Consider the following 16,816-nt stretch of genomic DNA (forward strand, 5'->3'; position numbering starts at 1 on the left):
GACCCGCAGTAACCCGCAGTCACTTCGAGAAGAACAACAGCGGCACATGCATGCCGTCCGCGCGCTCGCGCGATACAAAGGACATCAGGAGACACGATGAGCCGGACCCCAACCGAATCCATCGACGGCATCGTCGGCCAGGTCATGCGGCGGCTGTTGCCGTTCCTGCTGCTGATGTACGTGCTCGCGTTTCTCGACCGCGCGAACATCGGCTTTGCGCAGAAAGCGTTGCAGCACGACACGGGCATTTCGAACGCGGCGTTTGCGTTCGGCGCGGGCGTGTTCTTCGTCGGCTATGCGCTGTTCGAGGTGCCGAGCAATCTGCTGCTGCATCGCGTCGGCGCGCGGCTGTGGATGTGCCGGATCATGGTGACGTGGGGCATCGTGTCGGCGGCGATGAGTCTCGCGCATACGGCGACGGCCTTCTACACGCTGCGCTTCCTGCTGGGCGTCGCGGAAGCCGGCTTCTTTCCGGGCGTCATCTATTACCTCACGCGCTGGTTTCCGCAAGCGGCGCGCGGGCGTGCCGTCGGCGTGTTCTATTTCGGCGCGCCGCTCGCATTCATGTTCGGCAGTCCGCTGTCGGGCCTTCTGCTCGATCTGCACGGCATGTTGGGCCTCGCGGGCTGGCAGTGGCTGTTCCTGATCGAGGGCGGGCTCGCGTCGATAGTCGGCGTGTGGGCGTTCTTCTATCTCGACGACCGGCCCGAGGACGCGACGTGGCTCACGCCCGGCGCGCGGAAGACATTGAGCGCTGCACTCGACGACGACGCCCGCGCCGCTGCCGCGCATGGCCCGCGCAACATCGTCGCGGCGCTGGTGGACAGGCGCGTGCTGCTGCTGTCCGCGATCTATCTGCTGATCCAGATGAGCGTGTATGGCGTGATCTTCTATCTGCCGCAGCAAGTGGCCGCGCTGATGGGCGAATCGGTGGGCCTGCGCGTCGGTCTCGTCGCGGCCGTGCCGTGGATCTGCTCGCTCGCGCTGACCTGGGCTGTGCCGCGCCGCGCCGATCGCACGGGCGCGCATCGAAGCTGGGCCGTCGCGCTGCTGGTGCTCGCGGGCTGCGGCATCGGCGTGTCGGGTCTTGCCCACAGTCCGCTCGTCGCGTTGCTCGCGCTGTGCTGCGCGGCGAGCGGCTTCATCGCCGCGCAGCCGCTCTTCTGGACCTTCCCGACACGCTATCTGACGGGCGCGGCGGCCGCGGGCGGCATCGCGCTGATCAATTCGCTCGGCAGCCTCGGCGGCTTCATCGCGCCGACGCTGCGCACGAGCGCCGAGCATGCGTTCCAGTCGACGTCGGCGGGGCTGCTTTTGCTGGGCGCGGCGAGCCTCTTCGCCGCGTTGCTGATCGGCACGGCGGTTCGCCTTCGCACCGCGCGCGAAGCGCCCGCTTTCTCGCAACCCATTCACCGCGTCCGCTGATACGAGCGCGCGCAAACCACGAACGGAGCTCTAGAACATGGCGATGCCCACTATCCGGCACGTGCGTGCCTTCGTCGTCCGCGGCGGCGGCGCGGACTATCACGACCAGGCCGACGGACACTGGATCGACGATCACATCTCAACGCCGATGGCGCGTTATCCCGAGTACCGGCAAAGCCGCCAGTCGTTCGGCATCAATGTGCTGGGCACGCTGGTCGTCGAAATCGAAGCGAGCGACGGCACGGTCGGCTTCGCGGTGACGACGGGCGGCGAGATCGGCGCGTTCATCGTCGAGAAGCATCTCGCGCGCTTTCTCGAAGGGCAATTGGTGACGGACATCGAGAAGATGTGGGATCAGATGTACTTCTCGACGCTCTACTACGGACGCAAGGGCATCGTGCTCAACACGATTTCGGGCGTCGATCTCGCGCTGTGGGATCTGCTCGCGAAAGTGCGTAAGGAGCCCGTGTATCAGCTATTGGGCGGTCCCGTGCGGGACGAGCTTCAGTTCTACGCGACGGGCGCGCGGCCCGATCTCGCGAAGCAGATGGGTTTCATCGGCGGCAAGCTGCCGTTGCAGCACGGTCCCGCCGAAGGCGAAGCGGGCCTCAAGCAGAACATCGACAAGCTCGCGGATATGCGCAGCCGCGTCGGCAGCGATTTCTGGCTGATGTACGACTGCTGGATGAGCCTCGACGTCACCTACGCGACGAAGCTCGCGAAGGCTGCGCACGAACACGGGCTCAAGTGGATCGAAGAAGCGCTGCCGCCCGACGATTACTGGGGTTACGCCGAACTGCGCCGCAATGTGCCGCGCGGCATGATGGTGTCGACGGGCGAGCACGAAGCGACGCGCTGGGGCTTCCGGATGCTGCTTGAGATGAACTGCTGCGACCTGATTCAACCGGACGTGGGCTGGTGCGGCGGCATCACCGAGCTGATCAAGATTTCCGCGCTCGCCGATGCTCACAACGTGATGGTCGTGCCGCACGGCTCGTCGGTGTACAGCTATCACTTCGTCGTCACGCGCCACAACTCGCCGTTCGCCGAGTTTCTGATGATGGCGCCGAAGGCCGATCAGGTCGTGCCGATGTTCACGCCGCTGCTGCTGGACGAGCCCGTGCCCGTCAACGGCCGCATGAAGGTGCCCGATACGCCGGGTTTCGGCGTGCGCCTGAATCCGGAGTGCAAGCTCGAGCGGCCTTATCAGCATTGATCCATACGTCGATTGAAGGAGAGGCACGTGCTGCTGAAAGACAAGTCGGTGATCGTCACGGGCGGTTCGCGCGGCATCGGTCGTGCGATCGCGGTGGCGTGCGCGAAAGAGGGCGCCGATGTGGCGATCAACTATTGGGGGGACAACGACGCGTCGTATAACCGGCGTTCCGCCGTCGAAGAAGTGGTCGGCGAGATCGAGGCATTGGGGCGGCGCGTGATTGCCGTCGAAGGCAACGTCGCGGCGAAAGAGACGGGCCCCGAGCTCGTGCGCCGCACGGTCGATGCGTTCGGCAAGGTCGACGTGCTCGCGAGCAACGCGGGCATTTGCCCGTTCCATGCGTTTCTCGACATGCCCGCCGACGTGCTCGAAACCACGGTCGCCGTGAATCTGAACGGCGCGTTCTTCGTCACGCAGGCGGCCGCGCAGCAGATGAAGGCGCAGGGGACGGGCGGCGCGATTGTCGCGACCAGTTCGATCAGCGCGCTCGTCGGCGGCGGGATGCAGACGCATTACACGCCGACCAAGGCGGGTGTGCATTCGCTGATGCAGTCGTGCGCGATTGCGCTCGGGCCTTACGGCATCCGCTGCAATTCGGTGATGCCCGGCACGATCGCGACCGATCTGAACGCCGAAGATCTCGCCGATGAGGCGAAGAAAGCGTACTTCGAGAGGCGCATTCCGCTGGGGCGTTTAGGCCGTCCGGAAGATGTCGCCGATTGCGTCGTGTTTCTCGCGTCGGATCGCGCGCGGTATGTGACGGGCGCTGCGCTTCTCGTCGATGGGGGGCTTTTTGTTAGTCTGCAATAGCGGATTTGTGTCTGCGACGCTGTTTTGCTTTTTGGGCGTGTCGTCGGCATCCGCGATTGCGGTTTGTGTCTGCGACCGCTTTGCTTTGGTCTCTATGGCTTGCAGCCGGCATCCGCGTTAGCGCCCCGCACAGGGGCAACGCCCGCGCCGCGAGGCGCATCGCGGATGCCCGCGAAGGGCAAAGAAAGCCAACGCAATCGCGGATGCCGGCTGCAAGCCATAAAGACCAAAACAAAGCGGTCGCAGACACAAACCGCATCGCAGATGCCCGCGAAAAGAGCAAAAACCCAACAGCGTCGCCGACAACAAAAAAACTCAAACCGCCAGGCTCTCCTCACCCGCCAGCCGCTGCGAATGCACCCTCAGCAGTTCGACGAAGCGCTGTGCCGGTTCGGCAAGCGCTTCATCCTTGCGCGTGAGGATGCCAAAGCCCGCGAGGCTCTTGCCGATCTCGACGGGCAGCGCGACCAGCAGCTTGCCGCGCACGTGATCGCGCACGACGGACTCCGGCAGCATCGCGACGGCGTCGTAGTTTTCGAGCAGTTGCAGCGTCGCGAAGATCGACGCGCATTCCGTCAGGTTCGCGGGCGTGCGGAGACCCGCGCGCGCCAGCTCTTCTTCGAACAGCATGCGCGCCGGACTCGTGATCGGCTGCGCGACCCAAGGCCAGGCCATCAGCTCGGGCAGCGTGATCGACGCGCGCTTCGCAAGCGGATGCACCGCGCGCACGACCAGCACGAGCGTCTCGCGCGCGAGCGGCTCGAAGCCGAAGTCGTTGTGCTGCAGCGGATCGGTCAGACGTCCGAGCGCAAGGTCGATTTCGCGGCGATGCAGCAACTGCACGACCTGATCGCTCGTTTCGCCGAGAATGCACACGTGCAGCAGCGGCCTTTCGGTTTTCAGCGCGGCGACGGCCATCGCGAGCAGATCGGGCGCGGCGCCCATGATCGCGCCGACGGTCAGCTGTCCGTGGCCGCCTTTGCGCTTCATGTCGAGGTCGTCGGCAAAGCGCGTGAGGTCCGCGAGCGCGCGGCGCGCGTAGGCGAGCGTGACGACGCCGAGCGGCGTCGGCTGCATGCCGCGCGCGTTGCGCTCGAACAGCAGAAAGCCGAGCGCTTCCTCGATGTCGCCGAGCATGCGGCTCGCGCTCGGCTGTGCGACGTTGATCGCGTCGGCGGCCTGATGGACGTTGCGGGCGTCGTCGAGGGCGACGAGCAGCGCAAGATGCTTGAACTTGAGCCGGTTGACGAGGGCGACGGTGGCGGCGTTCTGGCTCATGAATGGTCGGCAGTGTGGGACAGTCAGCGATTCGGTTTGCGTATCGCCCAATCCCAACAACGGATTGAGATGCTATCGACGCCCGAATTATAGTCGCATCGAGACGCTTCCTCAGAGAGCGCAACGTATAAATGAACAAGAGTGGAGACACGCCCGGCATGGAGACAATCGCTTTCCGGATGGTGCTGAACCCCGGCATGCGCGACGAGTACGAGCGCCGGCATCGGGAGATCTGGCCTGAGCTCGTCGATGCGCTGCATCAGGCGGGCGTGCGCGACTACCGCATCTTTTTCGATGAAGGCACGCAGCATCTGTTCGCGATCCTGACGCGCACGGCCGATCATTCGATGGAGCGTCTTCCCGATCTGCCCGTGATGCGCAAATGGTGGGATTACATGGCCGACATCATGCAGACGGCGCCCGACCACACACCGCTGCAAGCGCCGCTCGTCCCTGTATTTGAATTGCAGCATCCCTTCAACTGATTCGCGACGCTCGCCGCGCACATGCGCAGGCGACGAAGGACGCGCCATGAAAGTTGTCGACCCGCACATTCATCTGTGGGATCTGAAGACGCATCACTACCCGTGGCTCGCCAATCCGGGCGTGTCGTTCGCCGGCGATGCGCGCGATCTGAAGCACGATTATCTGATCGCCGATCTGCTGAACGACGCCGCCGATATCGAGCTGCTCAAGTGCGTGCACGTCGAGGCGAATCACGATCCCGCCGATCCCGTCGAGGAGACGCGCTGGCTGCAATCGGTGGCGCAGGCGCCGGACTCGCGCTCGATGCCGAACGCGATCGTCGCGGGCGTCGATCTGTCGGCGAAGAACGCCGCGCAGATACTCGAAGGACATGCGGCGTTCGCCAACACGCGCGGCGTGCGGCAGATCCTCAACGTGCATCACGACAAGCTGTATGACTACGTCGGCCGTCATTTCATGCGCGAAGCGGCATGGCGCGAAAACTTCGGGCTGCTGCGCCGACACGGCATGTCGTTCGACATGCAGCTCTATCCGTCGCAGATGGATGAAGCGGCCTCGCTCGCGAACGAGCATCACGACACGCAGTTCATCGTCAATCACGCGGGCATGTTCGTCGACCGCAACAGCGTTGCCGGCTATCGCGCGTGGCGTGAAGGGATGAAGACGCTCGCGCAATGTCCGAACGTCGCGGTGAAGATCAGCGGCCTTGCGATGTTCGATCATCATTGGACGGTGGAAAGCCTGCGCCCTTATGTGCTCGAAACCATCGATACGTTCGGCGTCGAGCGCGCGATGTTCGCATCGAACTTTCCTGTGGACGGGCAGTTCGGCGCGTACGGCGACTTGTGGCGCGCGTATGCGTCGATCGTCGGCGCGGCGAGCGACGCGGAAAAGGACGCGCTCTTCGTGCGCAACGCCGAACGGCTCTATCGCATCTGAAGCATCGGCGCATTGAAGCATCGGGGCATTGAAGCATCTGGCCATCTGAAGCATCCGACAACACGCGGTCGCAGCATGAAGGAGGAGAGGGTGCAGCAACACATTCAGGAAGTGCCGAGACTGGAACTGCGGCATGCGAGCAAATCGTTCGGACGCGTGCGCGCGCTGTCGGACGGCGAACTCGTGCTATGGCCCGGCGAAGTGCATGCGCTGCTCGGCGAAAACGGCGCGGGCAAATCGACGCTCGTGAAGATTCTCGCGGGCGTGCATCAGCCGGATACGGGCGAGCTTCGCATCGACGGCATCGAGCGCCGCTTCGCGACGCCCGCCGAAGCGCGCGACGCGGGACTCGCCGTCATCTATCAGGAACCGACGTTGTTCTTCGATCTGTCGATCGCCGAGAACATCTTCATGGGGCGGCAGCCTGTCGATCGCTTCGGGCGCATCCAGCACGATGCGATGCGCCGCGAAGTCGACAGCCTGCTCGCATCGCTCGGCGTCGATCTGCGCGCGGATCGCCTCGTGCGCGGTCTGTCGATCGCCGACCAGCAGGTGATCGAGATCGCGAAGGCGCTGTCGCTGAACGCGAACGTGCTGATCATGGATGAGCCGACAGCCGCGCTGTCGCTGCCCGAAGTCGAGCGGCTCTTCGCGATCGTGCGCAAGCTGCGCGAGCGCGACGTCGCGATCCTGTTCATCACGCATCGGCTCGATGAAGTGTTCGCGTTGACGCAGCACGTGACGATCATGCGCGACGGCGCGAAAGTATTCGATGCGCCGACTTCGGAGATGACGACGGAATCGGTTGTCGCGAAGATGGTCGGGCGCGATCTGGAGACGTTCTATCCGAAGGCCGACGTGACGCCCGGCGACGTGCGGCTGTCGGTGCGCAACCTGACGCGCATCGGCGTGTTCAAGGATGTGTCGTTCGACGTGCGCGCGGGCGAAATCGTCGCGCTCGCGGGGCTCGTCGGCGCGGGCCGCAGCGAAGTGGCGCGCGCGATCTTCGGCATCGATCCCATCGATTCGGGCGACGTGCATATCGCGGGCAAGCGGCTGAAGACGGGCAATCCCGCCGCAGCCGTGCGCGCGGGGCTCGCGCTCGTGCCCGAAGACCGCCGTCAGCAAGGGCTCGCGCTCGAGCTGAGCATCGCGCGCAACGCGTCGATGACGGTGCTCGGACGGCTCGTGCGCCACGGCCTGATCTCGTCGCGCAGCGAAACGCAGCTCGCGACGCGCTGGGGCACGCGGCTGAGGTTGAAGGCGAGCGATCCGTCCGCGCCCGTCGGCACGCTGTCGGGCGGCAATCAGCAGAAAGTGGTGCTCGGCAAGTGGCTCGCGACAGGCCCGAAAGTGCTGATCATCGACGAGCCGACGCGCGGCATCGACGTCGGCGCAAAGGCCGAAGTGTATGGCGCGCTGTCCGAGCTCGTGCAGGAAGGCATGGCCGTGCTGATGATTTCGAGCGAGCTGCCCGAAGTGCTCGGCATGGCCGACCGCGTGCTGGTGATGCACGAAGGCCGCATCAGCGCGCAGATCGCGCGCGCCGACGCGAGCGAAGAGCGCATCATGAGCGCGGCGCTCGGACAATCGGCGGCACTACTGGGGCGCGCAGCATGATCCGGCATTCGACTGCTTCACATACTTCTTCACACGCCGCGTCACAGGTTCCTTCGCACGCAGCGCCCATCGCGCACGCGCCGCCGCAACACACGCGCACGGGTCGCGGCGGCTTCGTCTCTACACTCGCGAAGAGCCGCGAGACGACGCTCTTCATCGTGCTGATCCTGCTGATACTGGGCACGTCGCTCGCGCGGCCGCAGTTCGTGAATCTGCAGAATCTGCGCGACGTGCTGCTCAATGTGTCGATCATCAGCTTGCTCACGGCGGGCATGACGGTCGTGATCCTGATGCGGCATATCGATCTGTCCGTCGGCTCGACGGTCGGGATCAGCGCGTATGCCGTCGGCAGTCTGTACGTCGCGTTTCCGCATATGCCCGTGCTCGTGGCGCTTCTTGCAGGCGTCGCGATCGGGCTCGTTGCGGGCGGCATCAACGCGCTGCTGATCGCGGTGGGGCGCGTGCCGTCGCTCGTCGCGACGCTGTCGACGCTCTACATCTTCCGTGGCGCCGACTACGCGTGGGTCCACGGCGGCCAGATCAACGCGACGAGCCTGCCCGATGCGTACTCGCGTCTCGCGACGGGCACGCTGCTCGGCATTCCGACGCTCGCACTGATCGCAGCCGTGGTGCTGCTCGCGCTGTCGTTCTATCTGAAGCATTTCCGCGCGGGACGCGAGCATTACGCGATCGGCTCGAACCCCGAGGCGGCGCGGCTCGCGGGTGTCAATGTCGAACGGCGCGTGATGTCGGGCTTCCTGTTGTCGGGCGCGATCGCCGGTTTTGCGGGCGCGTTGTGGCTCGCGCGCTTCGGCACCGTCGATGCGAGCACCGCGAAAGGGATCGAGCTTCAGGTCGTGGCGGCCGCCGTGGTCGGCAGCGTGGCGATCACGGGCGGCGTCGGCACGATACTCGGCGCGACGCTGGGCGCGCTCGTGCTCGGCGTGATCAGCATTGCGCTCGTCGTGCTGCACGTGTCGCCGTTCTGGGAGCAGGCGATCGAAGGCGCGCTGATCGTCGCGGCCATTGCCGCCGATACGCTGCTCGCCCGCTCCGTCGCCAAACGCATGATGAGGAAACGCGATCATGGCTAAACCCGATTCCGCGCTGCTCACGCGCAAGCGCGAAACGCCGCTGCGCTGGGAAACGTTGCTCGTCATCGTGCTGATCGCGTCGCTCGGGCTGGGGCGCGCGCTGTCGCCCGTGTTCCTGACGGGCGCGAATCTCAGCAACGTGCTCGCCGATCTGACCGAGATCGCGCTGATGGCGCTGCCGATGACGCTGATCATCGTCGCGGCGGAAATCGATCTGTCCGTCGCGTCGGTGCTCGGCGCGTCGAGCGCGCTGATGGGCGTGCTGTGGCACATGGGTCTGCCGATGCCCGTCGTGATCGCGCTGGTGCTGCTTTTCGGCATGCTTGCGGGGCTGTTCAACGGGCTCGTGATCGTGAAGCTGAATCTGCCTTCGCTCGCGGTGACGATCGGCACGCTCGCGCTGTTTCGCGGCCTCGCTTACGTGCTGCTCGGCGATCAGGCCGTCGCGGATTTTCCGGCGGGCTATACCGCGTTCGGGATGGACACGCTCGGCGGCACGTTCATTCCGCTGCCGTTCGTGATCGTCATCGTGTGCGCCGTGCTCTTCACCGTGCTGTTGCAGGCGACGGCATTCGGCCGCAGCCTCTATGCGATCGGCGCGAACTCGACGGCGGCTGCGTTCTCGGGCATCGAGGTCGCGAAAGTGCGGCTGCGTCTGTTCGTATTGTCGGGGCTGGTGAGCGCGCTGGCGGGCACCGTCTACACGCTGCGCTTCACGAGCGCGCGCGGCGACAACGGCGAAGGCTTCGAGCTGTCGGTGATCGCGGCCGTGCTGTTCGGCGGCGTGAGCATTTTCGGCGGACGCGGATCGATGGTCGGCGTGCTGCTGTCGTTGTTGATTATCGGCGTGCTGAAGAATGCGTTGACGCTCGACGACGTTTCCAGCGAAACGCTGACCATCGTGACGGGCGCGCTGCTGCTCGCATCGGTGCTGATTCCGAACGTGGTCGCGCGCTGGCGCGCGATGCGCGACCGCAAGCTGATTGCCGCGCAAACGAAGGCCACACCGTAGACGAAGGTAGAAGAAGGTAGAAGAAGCGTCAGACGGGCAACGTGTTCAATCGACAAACCCGGACAGCACAAGTCCGATCCACCACCAGGAGACAACACATGAACAGACCATTGCGTCACGCGGGAGCGCTGATGCTCTGCGCGGCCTTGCTGGGCATCAGCGCCGCGGCGGGCGCGGCCGGCATCAAGTCCGGCTTGAAAATCGCGTTCGTGCCGAAGCAGATCAACAACCCATACGAAGTAATCGCCGACGACGGCGGCATGGCCGCGATCAAGGAATTCAACGGTGCGGGCAAGGTGGTGGGACCGTCGGACGCGGGCGCTTCGTCGCAGGTGTCGTACATCAACACGCTGACAACGCAACGCCAGGACGCGATCGTGATCGCGGCGAACGATGCGAACGCGCTCGTGCCGTATCTGAAGAAGGCGATGTCGCAAGGCATCAAGGTCGTGACATTCGACTCCGATACGGCGCCCGAAGGCCGCCAGCTGTTCGTGAATCAGGCGAACGCGGAGAGTATCGGGCGCGGCCAGATTCAGCTGGTGTCGAAGCTGATGGGCGGCGAGGGCGAGTTTGCGATCCTGTCCGCGACGCCGAACGCGACGAACCAGAACACGTGGATCAAGTGGATGCAGGAGGAGTTGAAGAAGCCCGAGTATTCGAAGATGAAGCTCGTGAAGATCGCGTACGGCAACGATGACGATCAGAAGTCGTTCGTCGAGACGCAAGGGCTGTTGCAGGCGTATCCGAACCTGAAGGCGATCGTCGCGCCGACGTCGGTGGGCATTGCAGCGGCGGCGCGGTATATCTCGTCGTCGTCGAGCAAGGGCAAGGTCGCTGTCACGGGCCTCGGCACGCCGAACCAGATGCGCGCGTTCGTCAAGAACGGCACCGTGAAGGCGTTCCAGCTGTGGGACCCGGGCCAGTTGGGCTATCTCGCGGCGTACGCGGCGGCCAGTCTCGCGTCGGGTGCGATCACGGGCAAAGAGGGTGAATCGTTCGACGCGGGCAAGCTCGGCAAGCGCACGATCGGCCCGCAAGGCGAGATCATTCTCGGTCCGCCGACCACGTTCGATGCGAACAATATCGACAACTTCAACTTCTGACGCGTTTCAGTTTGCTTGACGGAAGAAAGGCCGCTTGCGCGATGCAAGCGGCCTTTTTCTTTGCCACGCACGTCGCGAGCGCGACTCGACGTGACGCGCGGCAGCATCAGGCGAGCCCGTGCTCTTGTGCGTATTTGACGAGATCCGCATTCGTCTCCAGGCGGAGCTTTTTCATTGCCGTGCTCTTTTGCGTGGCGACCGTCGAGATCGAGCGGTTCACCTGCCGCGCGATGACGGTCAGCGACGCACCCGCCGCGAAGTGTCGTATCACTTCGAGTTCCTTCTTTGTCAGCATCGGCTTGCCGCTTTGCAGCGCGTCGTCGCCCACGCGACGCAGCAGGCGCGCGCGGATCTTCTGCGAAAAGTAAGGTCCGCGATGGCTCGTCACTTCGAGTACCGCAGCCTGAAATTCCGCGATGCCCTCGGTCTTGTCGACGATGCCGGCCACGCCGGAGCGTGACAGCCGGATCAGCGTGTCGTCGTTGTTGAGCATCGTGAACACGACGATGGGAATGCGCGGGTATTGTCTGCGCAGGCGAGCGATCAACGCGAGTCCGTCGGTGTCGCGCTGCGTGCTGTCCATCGAAAAGTCCGTGACGATCAGGTCCCACAGGCCGCTGGACAGCGTCTCCAGCAGCTCCATTCCCGACTTCACGGCCGCGTTGACGGTAAAGCCGGGAAGGCTGCTTAGCGCATTGATGACAGCATGTCGGATCACCGGATGGTCGTCGGCAATGGCAATCCTGAACTCGCGTGTGGCGTTCATGATAGTAAGGCAGCGCGGCGCGGGCCCCGTGTCTGCTGCATGCGGAAGATTTGAGATGGAGACCTGCTGATCGGTGGAGACTTGTCCGCAGTTCTGAAGTGACGCGGATTCTATATCGCAGTATGGCGACGAATCAAACGGATGTCGTAAGGATGACGAAAATATCCACGAATGATCCGCTTCTATCGCAATCGTTAGATATTTCGAAGAAATCCGATACCGGAACGCACCAACGATCAGCATAATTTCGTCGGACGGTTTGAGGCACTTTCTGGTTGTGCAGATGGCCGTCAAACAGTTTGCTGCTTCCCGATTCTATTTGTGAGAAAAAGATATGAAAGTCAAAAAATCAGGATTGCTGATCGCGATGGCTATCGCCGCGGGTGCTGCGTTGCCGACGGCTTCGTTTGCATATGACGGAACGATTACGTTCAGCGGCAACATCACGGCGACGACATGCCAGATCAGCGGCAATGGTCAAGGCAGCAACTTCACCGTGTCGCTGCCGACAGTGTCGGTGTCGTCGCTCCCCAAAGACACGGATTGGGCGATGCGTACGCCGTTCACTATCGCACTGACCAACTGCACGCCGGCATCGGGTAGCGCGGGTGTGTACTTCGAGCCGGGCGCTACCGTCGACACGACGACGGGGCAGTTGATCAACGCTACCGGTACGGCGACGAACGTTGAAGTGGGTCTGCTGAATGGCGACACCAGCAAGATCAATCTGGGTCAGGGTGCTACCACGCAGAACGTGAAGGTGGCCTCGATCGCCTCGGGCAGCGCGACCCTGTCGTACATCGCGGAGTACGTGGCAAAGGGCGGCGCAGCGGGTGCGGGCTCGGTCCAGACCACATCGCAGTACACGATCATCTATCAGTAATCGTTCAACGATTTGGGTCGAAGTACGCGATCACTCGGCCACCGTTCATGCAAGGGTGGTCGCGACGGATTTCACAGCGGACTATGGTTCGCGAAATCAAACGAGCGAAGTGAAATGGCAGTGAGGAACAAACTGATAACGGCTTTGACGGCCGTTGCGCTGGTGCTTGGCATGGCTGGCGCGCAGGCGAGTGTCGTCATCAACGGAACGCGTGTGATCTATCCGTCGGACGAACGGGAAGTCACCGTCAAGCTCACCAACGAAGGTAGTCTGCCTGCGCTCGTGCAGGCGTGGCTCGACGACGGCGACCCCCGGGCGTTGCCGCAGGATACCAAAGTGCCGTTCACGCTTGCACCGCCGCTCTTTCGTCTCGATTCGAAGAAAGGGCAGACGCTGCGCGTCGTGTATACGCAGGAGCCGCTCGCGCAGGACAAGGAAACGCTCTTCTGGCTCAACGTGCTGGAAGTGCCTCCGAGTGACACGAACGTGGACAAGAACATGCTGCAGCTCGCGTTCCGCTCGCGCATCAAGTTCTTCTTCCGTCCCGCAGGACTGCGGGGTAACGCTCGCGAAGCGCCCGCGCAGGTGGCATGGAAGTTCGTGCACGGTCACAACGGCGGATACGCATTGCAGGCGACGAACCCGACGCCGTATCACGTGACGTTCACGAACATGACTGCGACCGTCGGCTCGTCGAAATGGACGAATCAGACGGGTGGCATGGTCAATCCCGGTGCGACTGCCGAGTTCGATGTCGGCAATACGCCGCCGCCTGGCGCTGTGCCGACTGAAGTGGACTATGGATTTGTCGACGATTACGGTGCGGGCGTGAGCGGGAAGTACCGCCCGCATGCCGAGCACTGAATTCCATTGCACGTCATCGAGACTCGACGCGTCTGCCATCCGGCACCGTGTTGGGTGTCTGTGCGCAGCGCATCCGTACCACACGAACTGCGATCCTTGATATGCGCTTCAACGAAAAGACTGTTTTTGCCTGCGATTTGAATCGCCCCGCGCTCAGGCGTAGTCACGCATTGGTGCTCGGCGCACTTGCGGCCTGGGTTCCCATGGCGGCTCACGCGCAAACGATGACGGTCGCGGACGTTCACTTCAACGACGAGTTGCTGATGAAGCCGCGCGGGCAAAGCCTCGACGTTTCGCGCTTCGAGCGTGGCACTCCCGTGCCGGCTGGCGATTTTCCCGTCGACGTCTATGTGAACGGCAACTGGGCGGGAAAGAGCACGGTGCGCTTCGTTGCGCAAGACGGCCGGGACAGTGCGGTACCGTGTTTCGACAAATCGCTGCTGACGCATTTCGGCCTGAACATTGAAGGGCTTCCCGACTCCGCGCGAGCGGAAGTCGCAAAGGCAGTGGCTGGGCAGTGCGCGAGCTTGCCGGGTATTTCGGATAGCGCGTCATATCAGTTCGACATGTCCGATTTGCGCCTTGACGTGAGCCTTCCTCAGGCAATCGTGCTGCGCAATCCGCAAGGGTACGTCAGCCCCGAGCTTTGGGATGAGGGCGTCACGTCGGCGACGCTCGGCTACAACGCCAACACGTTTCACTACTCTGGGCATGGCTTCTCAGGTACGCAGTCCTTTCTTGGCCTTACTGCGGGCATCAATATCGGCAGCTGGCATCTGCGTCAGCAGTCTTCGATCCTGCAGGCTACCGGGCAAGGCACGTCGTATCAGAACATCGCGACGTATTTGCAGCACGATATTCCGTCGTGGAAAAGCCAGCTGATTCTCGGCGATTCGTATACGGACGGGGCGGTGTTCGACAGCGTCGGGGTCAAAGGCGTGCAGCTCGTCACCGACGATCGCATGCTGCCTGACTCTATGCGCGGTTACGCCCCCGTCATTCGAGGCATTGCGACTTCGAATGCGCACGTGACCGTGACGCAGAACGGCAATCGTCTGTATGAAACGGTCGTCGCGCCGGGTCCATTCGAAATCAACGACCTGTATGCCACGGGGTACGGCGGAAATCTGGTCGTGACCGTGACGGAGGCAGACGGCAGCCAGCATAGCTTCACGGTGCCGTACGCATCGGTGACGCAGCTGTTGAGGCCGGGCGCGACTCGCTACAACGTGGTCGCGGGCGTGATACGCGACACCGAGGTGTCGGGTCACAAGGCGCTCGTGCAAGGTACGATCCAGCGCGGCTTGAGCAATCTGGTCACAGGCTACGCGGGCACGGTTCTCGCGGACGGCTACATCGCCGCACTGGTCGGCGCGGCGTTCAATACGCCGATCGGCGCGTTGTCGGCCGACTTCACGGAAGCGCAGTCCGATATTCCACGCATGCAGGCCACGACGGGCCAGAGCTTCCGCATTGGTTTCAGCAAGTTTCTGCCGGAGACGAATACGAACGTGGCCGTTGCGGCGTATCGATATTCGTCGAGCGGCTTCTGGACGCTGCGCGACGCGATGGTTGCACGTAGCTGGGTGGACCGGGGCCAGGATCCCAATCGCGTCGACCATCAGCGTAATCAGCTTCAGATCACGCTGAACCAGAGCCTCGGCGACAAGTACGGCAACCTGTATGCCGTCGGTTCGACGTCGGACTACTGGAATCGTCGTGGCACGCTGACGCAGTTTCAGGTCGGCTACAACAACTTCTTGCGCGTGCTCGATACGAACGTCGCCTACAACCTGTCGTTGTCGCGGCAGACCAATGGCGTGTATGGGCAGGTGAGCAATCAGGTATATGCCAGCCTCTCCGTGCCGCTCGGCAAGTCGCAACACGCTCCGTCGCTCACGACAGCCGTCATGCGCGACAGCAATGCCGGCTGGTCGGAGCAGGCGATGCTCGCTGGTGCGGCGGGCACCGACAACCAGTTCACATACGGCGTATTCGGCACGCATTCGGACAGCACGACAACGGCCGGCGGCAATGGACAGTACCGCGCACCCTTTGCTACCTTCTCCGGCAGCGCCAGCGGCGGATCGGGCTATTCGCAGGTATCGGCGGGCATCCAGGGCGCGGTTGTCGCGCATCCGGGCGGCCTCACGCTCGCGAACTATCTGGGGGACACGATTGCTGTCGTGGAGGCGAAGGATGCTGCGGGCGCGCGCGTCACGAATGCATCGGGCGTGCGTATCGACAGCCGAGGCTATGCAGTCGTGCCCTATCTGTCGCCGTATTCCCTCAACACGGTCGAGATCGATCCGAAGGGCATTCCGCTCGATGTCGAACTGAAGGCTACGAGCCAGCAGATTGCGCCGCGGGCGAACTCGGTCGTGATGGTGCGCTTTCCGACTTCAAGGGGGCGTTCGGCCATCATTTCGACGCGTCTGCCCAACGGCGCGCAGATACCGTTCGGCGCGACGGTCACGGACGAGAAGGGCAATGCCGTTGGTGCAATCGGTCAGAACAGCCAGTTGTTTGTGCGCGGGATCGCGGACGAAGGCACGCTGATCGCGAAGTGGGGCAGCGAGGCGGATCAGACGTGCGAGATCACGTACCGCTTGCCGCCGAGTTCCGAGGACCGGGGTTCGTATGCACACGCGACGGGTGTATGCGGCGACGTCGGCATTGCATCGAATGGCGTGTCGACGCAGGCGGGCGCGTCGAAGCCCGTTGCCGTCGAGCGCAAGCCCATCGTAGAAATCGACGGCGCGCAGTCTGCCGGACGTGTGCCTGCTGCGAACGCAGCGCCCGACGCGCAGGAAGCCGCGCGTCACGCAGTGCCGGCGACTCCCGCTCAGCCCGTGGCCGAGGCAAACCCGATCAAGCCCGTCGCGCTGGGGCCGACCTTCCCGACACTCGCGCGAGCGGCTAACGCTCCGCTGCGCGTGCCGACAGAGGTCGTCAAGCGCACGTCGGCGTGGGACGACTGGCAGCCGAAGCCCGCCATCTCCACGGGCGACAGCCAGCCGCCAGTCGACGCGGCGCCCGTGGTCAGCACGAGTTACGCGGCGCCCGCGATCGAAGAAGCGGTTGCGTCGAATGTCGCGACGACCGATCAGACAGACGGCGCGGGGCGGCTGATGCAGTTGATGAGCGCTGCGCCTGTGACGACGAAGGCGCGCGTTTCGACTTTGTCGGTCTTGTCGATGAATAACGCTGTAGCGCAGTGACGCAGCAGTGTGCGGACGTGGTGATGTTTGCGATGCGAACATCGCACAGGCGGATGAAATCACAGAGGTGAATGAAATGCACGGATGTCTGTATCG

Annotated in this window: 14 protein-coding genes; 12 read left to right on the forward strand and 2 right to left on the reverse strand. The window is 63.6% G+C overall.

Going from position 1 to position 16,816, the window contains the following annotated elements; genetic code table 11:
* The first annotated feature begins 96 nt into the window (after positions 1–96).
* Genes VSR68_RS33390 through VSR68_RS33400 form a run of 3 tightly spaced genes read left to right on the forward strand, consistent with a single transcriptional unit; the run spans position 97 to position 3,451 of the window.
* Entirely contained in the window at positions 97–1,425 is a 1,329-nt protein-coding gene (locus VSR68_RS33390) for an MFS transporter (protein WP_342943844.1), read from the forward strand.
* Between the two features lie 37 nt (positions 1,426–1,462).
* Positions 1,463–2,641, forward strand: a complete 1,179-nt coding sequence (gene rhmD / locus VSR68_RS33395; protein ID WP_090865008.1) for an L-rhamnonate dehydratase — start codon at positions 1,463–1,465, stop codon at positions 2,639–2,641.
* A gap of 27 nt (positions 2,642–2,668) precedes the next feature.
* Positions 2,669–3,451, forward strand: coding sequence for an SDR family NAD(P)-dependent oxidoreductase (locus tag VSR68_RS33400; protein WP_342943845.1), 783 nt, complete (start codon positions 2,669–2,671; stop codon positions 3,449–3,451).
* Positions 3,452–3,766: 315 nt separating this feature from the next.
* On the opposite strand, the gene VSR68_RS33405 is transcribed toward VSR68_RS33400, so the two are convergent.
* Positions 3,767–4,729, reverse strand: coding sequence for a LysR family transcriptional regulator (locus VSR68_RS33405; RefSeq protein ID WP_342943846.1), 963 nt, complete (start codon positions 4,727–4,729; stop codon positions 3,767–3,769).
* 158 nt (positions 4,730–4,887) lie between these two features.
* Here VSR68_RS33405 and VSR68_RS33410 point away from each other — a divergent pair, with 158 nt between their 5' ends.
* The 6 genes from VSR68_RS33410 to rhaS all read left to right on the forward strand — a co-directional run bounded on the left by VSR68_RS33410 (position 4,888) and on the right by rhaS (position 10,986).
* Positions 4,888–5,214 (forward strand): L-rhamnose mutarotase, encoded by a 327-nt coding sequence (locus VSR68_RS33410; RefSeq protein WP_342943847.1) that lies wholly within the window; start codon positions 4,888–4,890, stop codon positions 5,212–5,214.
* 46 nt (positions 5,215–5,260) lie between these two features.
* Positions 5,261–6,154, forward strand: coding sequence for an amidohydrolase family protein (locus VSR68_RS33415; protein ID WP_342943848.1), 894 nt, complete (start codon positions 5,261–5,263; stop codon positions 6,152–6,154).
* 75 nt (positions 6,155–6,229) lie between these two features.
* Entirely contained in the window at positions 6,230–7,774 is a 1,545-nt protein-coding gene (locus VSR68_RS33420; RefSeq protein WP_342943849.1) for a sugar ABC transporter ATP-binding protein, read from the forward strand.
* Entirely contained in the window at positions 7,771–8,868 is a 1,098-nt protein-coding gene (locus VSR68_RS33425) for an ABC transporter permease (protein ID WP_342943850.1), read from the forward strand. Before VSR68_RS33420 ends, VSR68_RS33425 begins: the two co-directional genes overlap by 4 nt.
* Positions 8,861–9,880: an ABC transporter permease gene (locus tag VSR68_RS33430; RefSeq protein ID WP_342943851.1), complete on the forward strand. Its 1,020-nt coding sequence runs from the start codon at positions 8,861–8,863 to the stop codon at positions 9,878–9,880. The genes VSR68_RS33425 and VSR68_RS33430 overlap by 8 nt, the downstream gene beginning before the upstream one ends.
* A 98-nt stretch (positions 9,881–9,978) precedes the next feature.
* On the forward strand, positions 9,979–10,986 hold the full coding sequence (gene rhaS, locus VSR68_RS33435) for a rhamnose ABC transporter substrate-binding protein (RefSeq protein WP_087739263.1): 1,008 nt from the start codon (positions 9,979–9,981) through the stop codon (positions 10,984–10,986).
* 106 nt (positions 10,987–11,092) lie between these two features.
* On the opposite strand, the gene VSR68_RS33440 is transcribed toward rhaS, so the two are convergent.
* Positions 11,093–11,752, reverse strand: coding sequence for a response regulator transcription factor (locus VSR68_RS33440; RefSeq protein ID WP_342943852.1), 660 nt, complete (start codon positions 11,750–11,752; stop codon positions 11,093–11,095).
* A gap of 334 nt (positions 11,753–12,086) precedes the next feature.
* Here VSR68_RS33440 and VSR68_RS33445 point away from each other — a divergent pair, with 334 nt between their 5' ends.
* The 3 genes from VSR68_RS33445 (at position 12,087) to VSR68_RS33455 (ending at position 16,720) form a co-directional block, all read left to right on the forward strand.
* Positions 12,087–12,635 carry a fimbrial protein gene (locus tag VSR68_RS33445; protein ID WP_342943853.1) on the forward strand — a complete coding sequence of 183 codons (549 nt, stop codon included), beginning with the start codon at positions 12,087–12,089 and terminating at the stop codon, positions 12,633–12,635.
* Between the two features lie 114 nt (positions 12,636–12,749).
* The gene (locus tag VSR68_RS33450; protein WP_342943854.1) at positions 12,750–13,499 is read left to right on the forward strand and encodes a fimbrial biogenesis chaperone; all 750 of its coding nucleotides are present in this window, start codon (positions 12,750–12,752) and stop codon (positions 13,497–13,499) included.
* 224 nt (positions 13,500–13,723) lie between these two features.
* Positions 13,724–16,720 (forward strand): fimbria/pilus outer membrane usher protein, encoded by a 2,997-nt coding sequence (locus tag VSR68_RS33455; RefSeq protein ID WP_342943855.1) that lies wholly within the window; start codon positions 13,724–13,726, stop codon positions 16,718–16,720.
* The last annotated feature ends 96 nt before the right edge of the window (positions 16,721–16,816 follow it).

It is taken from the genome of Paraburkholderia phymatum, from assembly GCF_038900715.1.
GTDB lineage: Bacteria > Pseudomonadota > Gammaproteobacteria > Burkholderiales > Burkholderiaceae > Paraburkholderia > Paraburkholderia phymatum_A.